The sequence below is a fragment of the Sinomonas sp. G460-2 genome, assembly GCF_047759905.1.
Taxonomy (GTDB): Bacteria; Actinomycetota; Actinomycetes; order Actinomycetales; family Micrococcaceae; genus Sinomonas.
The window spans coordinates 1-6,051 of sequence record NZ_JBKZWT010000223.1 but is presented as its reverse complement, the minus strand read 5'-3'; the positions used below and the strand labels follow the sequence as shown (position 1 = coordinate 6,051).

Annotated in this window: 4 protein-coding genes; 3 read left to right on the top strand and 1 reads right to left on the bottom strand. The window is 68.5% G+C overall.

The window, feature by feature from the left end; translation table 11 throughout:
• The first annotated feature begins 129 nt into the window (after positions 1-129).
• On the top strand, positions 130-1,182 hold the full coding sequence (locus ACLN58_RS16465) for a glycosyltransferase family 4 protein (RefSeq protein WP_415856333.1): 1,053 nt from the start codon (positions 130-132) through the stop codon (positions 1,180-1,182).
• Here ACLN58_RS16465 and ACLN58_RS16460 read toward each other — a convergent pair.
• Positions 1,166-1,507: a hypothetical protein gene (locus ACLN58_RS16460; RefSeq protein ID WP_415856332.1), complete on the bottom strand. Its 342-nt coding sequence runs from the start codon at positions 1,505-1,507 to the stop codon at positions 1,166-1,168. The genes ACLN58_RS16465 and ACLN58_RS16460 overlap by 17 nt on opposite strands.
• A 187-nt stretch (positions 1,508-1,694) precedes the next feature.
• On the opposite strand from ACLN58_RS16460, the gene glgX (ACLN58_RS16455) reads away from it, so the two are divergent.
• The gene (glgX, locus tag ACLN58_RS16455; protein ID WP_415856331.1) at positions 1,695-3,797 is read left to right on the top strand and encodes a glycogen debranching protein GlgX; all 2,103 of its coding nucleotides are present in this window, start codon (positions 1,695-1,697) and stop codon (positions 3,795-3,797) included.
• Positions 3,798-3,892: 95 nt separating this feature from the next.
• On the top strand, positions 3,893-6,051 hold a 2,159-nt coding region (gene glgX, locus ACLN58_RS16450), incomplete at its 3' end, for a glycogen debranching protein GlgX (RefSeq protein ID WP_415856330.1).

Here is a 6,051-nt window from a genome sequence, read left to right as displayed (position 1 = left end):
CCGGGCTGTGGCGCGCCTCGCGTCCTAGGATGTCCCTGAGGGCGGCGAGCCGCCCTCCCCGGGCCTCGAGTCGCGGAATCAGCGGCCCCAGCGCGCGGAAGTGGTTTGCTTCACAGGGGGGACATTCGCATGGGACGGCGCATCATTCTCGCGGCCAGTGACGGTTCGATGGGAGGCGCCGGGGCTGTGCTGCTCACGATCGCCGCCGGGCTGCGCGAGCTCGGCACGGAGCCGCTCGTCGTCGCCCCGGCTGAGCCTGGCGACGTGGTCCGGGCGGCTCGCGAGCGCGGCCTCGAAGCCGAGGCGATCGAGGGCCGAGCGGGTGCCGAGTACGCCCGGTCCCTGCGACGGTGGCGCGGCGAGCATCGCGAGGGGGTCCTGTGGTGCCACGGGCTCCTCGCAGCGACGGCGACGGCGGGCCTCCCGGGGCGGATCGTGCACGTGCACAGGGTCCCCTCCGGCCCACTTCGGACGGTCGCACGGTTGGCCCGGCTGCGGGCCCTCGCCACGGTCGTTCCGTCCGAGTTCCTCGGCCAGTATTTCCGGAACGCGCGCGTCCTCGAGCCGTGGGCCGCCGAGCTCGAGGTGGTCCGCGTGCCGCGCGGGAAGGGGCCCGTGCGGGTGGGCTTCGTGGGGCGTCCCTCGGAGGCCACGGGGATCCACCTCCTCGCGGATGCCCTCGTGTCCCTCAACCGCCTCGCGCCTTATCGCTTCTGGCTCCGGATCGCGGGCGCACCGCGCTTCGTGGACGCCCGCGAGCGCGCGATCGTGGAAGGCCGCCTCGCCGCGCTCAAGGGCTCGGTCCAGCGCGTGGGGCGCATGCCGGCGGACGAGTTCCTCGGGACGATCGACCTGCTCGTGTGCCCCTCGACTGTTCCCGAGGGCTTCGGGCTCGCGGTCGCCGAGGCGATGTCGGCGCGCGTCCCTGTCGTCGTCTCAGATGCGGGGGCGCTGCCCGACGTCGTCGGCCCCGATTACCCCTGGGTCGCGCGCGCCGGCGACTCACGCCATCTCGCGGACGTCATCGCCGAGGCGACGAGGAGCCTTCCGGCGAGCGACGTCGTCGACCGCGCCCACGCGCGCTGGAAGGAGCGGTACGCGCCCGAACGCGGGATCGCGCGGCTCCGCGAACTGCTCGATTCCCTCGGGCTCCTCGAGGTTGCGCCTACGGGCGACCGTTGACGGCGGCGATCGAGACGGCCACCCACAGTGTGAAGTCCATGACCGTCTGGGTGGCCGGAGCGTCCGTCGTGACGCCCCGGAAGAACCGCCACAGATTGCGGTGTACCCCCGAGCCGACGAGGTGGCCCCTCCCGCGGGTTCCGTCGAGTCCGCGGGCGCCGCGGTCCCAGTCGATCATGGTGTATTCGACCGCGTCGGTGCCGTCGACGGGTCGGCTCAGAATGACCATCCGCTGGTCGGGGGAGATCGCGCGCACGTTGAAGGGCTTGGGGCCAGTGTCCTCGAACGTGACCTTGTCCCCGAGTGCGAGGCTACGGAAGCTCATGGCATCCTTTGCTAACTGCCCCCACGCCGGAATTCGCATCCAGTGTAAGCGGTTACGCAAACGCGTGTCATGGGCGTTACGGAAGCTTCACTTTGTGACGAACCTCACATGGACTGTGAAGTGCGGGCCACCCGAGCCCGCGGGGACTCCTAGCCAAAGTGTCAGTCTGGTGGGTTAGGGTCGAGCCATGGAGCAGCAGCCCTATGGGGCGCGTCTGACGGATCGGGGAACCGTCTTCGCGCTGGCGACAGCCCCGGAAGCCGAGCGCGTCGAAGTCTGCCTCATCGATTCCGCTCGGGGACAGTCGTGCGTCGATCTCGCCAGGGTCGGCGAGGCCGACGGCGCCGTCCGCTGGGAGGGCGAGGTCGCCGGCGTGGGGGAAGGCCAGCTCTACGGCTACCGCGTGCACGGACCGTGGGAACCCGAACGCGGCCTGCGCTTCAACGCGGCCAAGATCCTCGTGGACCCGTACGCCCTCGCGATCGCCGGGACGTACACGGGTGAGCCGGCGCTGCACGCCCACGTCCAAGGCGCCCCCGCGACGAAGGATGAGACCGATTCGCTCCCGAGCGCGCTCCTCTCGGTCGTGTGCGACCACGGGCAGTACGACTGGGAAGGCGACCGGCCGCCCCGGCGTCCCTACAACGAGACGGTCGTCTACGAGGCGCACGTGAAGGGACTCACCAAGCTTCACCCCGAGGTGCCCGCCGAGCTGAAGGGAACCTATCTCGGCGCCGCGCATCCCGCCGTCGTCGGGCATCTCCGCGACCTCGGGGTGACTGCCGTCGAACTCATGCCCATCCACCAGTCGATCGAGGACCCGATCCTCGTGGGCCGCGGCCTCTCGAACTATTGGGCCTACAACACGATCGGGTTCTTCGCTCCCACCAACGAGTATTCGTCGAGCGGCGACCACGGGCAGCAGATCGCCGAGTTCAAGGACCTCGTGAAGGCCTATCACCGTGTGGGCATCGAGGTGATCCTCGACGTCGTCTACAACCACACGGCGGAGGGCAACCATCTGGGCCCGACGCTCTCGTTCCGCGGCATCGACAACGCGGCGTACTACCACCTCGTGTCGGGGAACGAGTTCTACTACATGGACTACACGGGCACGGGCAACACCCTCAACGTGGGCCATCCGCTCGCACTGCGGCTCGTGATCGACTCCCTGCGTTACTGGGTCACCGAGATGCATGTGGACGGGTTCCGCTTCGACCTCGCGTCCTCGCTCGCGCGTGAGGACGGCAATGTGGACATGGTCTCGCCGTTCTTCGAGATGCTCGCCAAGGACCCTGTGCTCTCCCGGGTCAAGCTCATCGCCGAGCCGTGGGACGTAGGCCCGGGCGGCTATCAGGTGGGCAACTTTCCGCCTCAATGGGTCGAGTGGAACGGCAAGTTCCGCGACTGCATCCGTGACTTCTGGCGCGGCGAGCCCGGCACACTGCGCGAGCTCGCGACGCGCCTCTCCGGCTCCGCCGACCTGTACGAGGAGGAGGGCCGGCGGCCGTCCGCGTCCGTGAACTTCGTGACCGTGCACGACGGCTTCACGCTCCGGGACCTCGTCTCGTACGACTCGAAGCACAACGAGGCGAACGGCGAGAACGGCCGCGACGGCACGGATGACAACCGCTCGTGGAACTGCGGCGTCGAGGGCCCCAGCGAGGATCCCCAGGTGCTCGAGCTGAGGGCCAGACAGCAGCGAAATCTGCTCCTCACGCTCATGCTTGCCCAGGGCGTGCCCATGCTCTCCCACGGGGACGAGCTCGGCCGGACCCAGGACGGCAACAACAACGCGTACTGCCAGGACAACGAGATCTCGTGGGTTCACTGGGACGGCCAAGACCGCGAGCTCCTGAGCTTCGCGCAGCGGCTCGTGGGTCTTCGCGCCGCGCACCCCGTGTTCCGCCGCCGGAGCTTCTTCGACGGGACGCCCGTCGCGCCGGCCGAGGGGGATCCGCTGCCGGATATCGTGTGGCTCGACGCCGACGGATCGACGATGGGCCAGGGCGACTGGGACGAATCGTGGGCGAAGTCGCTCGCGTTCTTCCTCAACGGCGATGCCGTGCCGGGGCGTAATGGCGCGCGCGGGGACTCGGACATGCTCGTGATCCTCAACGCGGCCGAGAACGACGTGGAATACCTCATCCCAGACGGGTATTTTCCGGCGAAGTGGAGCAAGGTGCTCACGACGTGCGCCTCGGCGCTCGTGGGGGAGCAGACTGGCGCGGGGGAGCGATTCGTGGTTCCGGCGCGCAGCGCCGTCGTGATGGAGGCCGTGCCCGAGTGACTCAGTGACCGCTTCCGCGAAACGACCGCGTCACGACCCGTCGCTATGATGCGAGGCACCGGGTCCACGGCGACCCCACAGCCGCAAGGAGCTACATGGAGATCTGGCCGGGAACTCCCTACCCGTTGGGCGCAACGTTCGACGGGACAGGGACGAACTTCGCGCTCTTCAGCGAGGCCGCAACAAAGATCGAGCTCTGCCTCTTCGACGCCGAGCGAGAGGAGACCCGCATTGAGCTGACCGAGGTCGACGGATTCGTGTGGCATTGCTACCTCCCCGACATCCAGCCGGGCCAGCTCTACGGGTACCGCGTCCACGGTCCCTACGACCCGAGCCAGGGGCAACGCTGCAACCCCTCGAAGCTGCTCCTCGACCCGTACGCGAAGGCCGTCCACGGCCAGATCGACTGGGCGCAGCCGCTCTTCTCGTACAACTTCGGCGAGCCGGAAAGCCGGAACGACGAGGACTCCGCCCCGCACATGATGCTGGGCGTCGTGACCAATCCGTTCTTCGATTGGGGCAGCGACACGCAGCTCAAGGTCCCGTACCACGAGACGGTGATCTATGAGGCCCACGTCAAGGGCCTGACGAAGCTCCACCCCGAGATCGCGGAGAGCCAGCGCGGCACATACGCGGGCGTCGCGCACCCGGCCGTGATTGCCCACCTCAAGAAGCTCGGCGTGACGGCGATCGAGCTCATGCCCGTGCACCAGTTCGTGGACGACAACACCCTCCAGGACAAGGGCCTGCACAACTACTGGGGCTACAACACCATCGGGTTCTTCGCTCCGCACGCGGGCTACAGCTCGTCGGGGGACCTCGGCTCGCAGGTCCAGGAGTTCAAGGCGATGGTGCGCGCCCTTCACGATGCGGACATCGAGGTGATCCTCGACGTCGTCTACAACCACACCGCGGAGGGCAACCACCTCGGGCCCACGCTGTCGATGAAGGGCATCGACAACGGCCGCTACTACCGGCTCGTGGACGACGACCCGCAGTACTACATGGACTACACGGGCACCGGGAACTCGCTCAACGCCCGGCAGCCCCACGCCCTCCAGCTCCTCATGGACTCGCTGCGCTATTGGGTCACGGAAATGCACGTGGACGGCTTCCGCTTCGATCTCGCCTCGACGCTCGCGCGCGAGTTCTACGACGTGGACCGCCTCTCGAGCTTCTTCGAGCTCATCCAGCAGGACCCCGTGGTCTCACAGGTGAAGCTCATCGCCGAGCCGTGGGACGTGGGTCCCGGCGGGTACCAGGTGGGCAACTTCCCGCCCCAGTGGACCGAGTGGAACGGGAAATACCGCGATACCGTGCGCGACCTCTGGCGCGGCGAACCGGCGACGCTCGGCGAGTTCGCGTCGCGGCTCACGGGCTCGGCGGATCTCTACGAACGGGACGGGCGGCGCCCCGTCGCGTCCATCAACTTCGTCACGGCCCACGACGGCTTCACGCTCCGCGACCTCGTCTCCTACAACGAGAAGCACAACGAGGCCAACGGCGAGGACAACCAGGACGGCGAATCCCACAATCGCTCGTGGAACAGCGGCGCCGAGGGGCCCACGAAGGACGAGAAGGTCCTCGAGCTGCGCGCACGCCAGCAGCGGAACTTCCTCGCGACGCTCTTCCTCTCGCAGGGCGTCCCCATGATCAGCCACGGCGACGAGCTGGGCCGCACCCAGCAGGGGAACAACAACGCGTACTGCCAGGACACCGAGCTGACCTGGATCAATTGGGAGACCGTGGACCGGCCCCTCGTCGAATTCACGGCCGCCGTCGCGCGCCTCCGCGCGGAGCACCCCACTTTCCGGCGGAGCAAGTTCTTCGTGGGCAAGCCGGTGCGCCGCGAGGAGAACGACCGCCTCCCTGACATCGTGTGGCTCAGGCCGGACGGCAAGACCATGGTGCCCGAGGATTGGGACACGGCGTTCGGGCGCTCCGTCGGCGTGTTCCTCAACGGGAACGGGATCAATGGCGTGGACCGCCGCGGCCAGCCGATCAAGGACGCCCACTTCGTGCTCTTCTTCAACGCGCACGACGACGAGGTGACGTTCCGCCTGCCCCGGCGCAAGTACGCGCCCGGTTGGGACGTTCTGCTCGACACCTCGGGGGCGCTCCCGGTCGGCAAAGAGGTCCCCGCCGGGGGCGAGCTCGGTATCGTGGCCAAGAGCCTCGCCGTCCTGCGGGCCCACGAGGCCGCCGCGGCCGAGGTCGATCACTCGGTGGCCGCCTCGCTCGCGGCGCTCGCCGA

Excerpts from the sequence above, each read along its gene's own strand:
- ACLN58_RS16465 (WP_415856333.1), top strand. The coding sequence starts at position 130 with ATGGGACGGCGCATCATTCTCGCGGCCAGTGACGGTTCGATGGGAGGC.
- ACLN58_RS16460 (WP_415856332.1), bottom strand. The coding sequence starts at position 1,507 with ATGAGCTTCCGTAGCCTCGCACTCGGGGACAAGGTCACGTTCGAGGAC.
- glgX (WP_415856331.1), top strand. The coding sequence starts at position 1,695 with ATGGAGCAGCAGCCCTATGGGGCGCGTCTGACGGATCGGGGAACCGTC.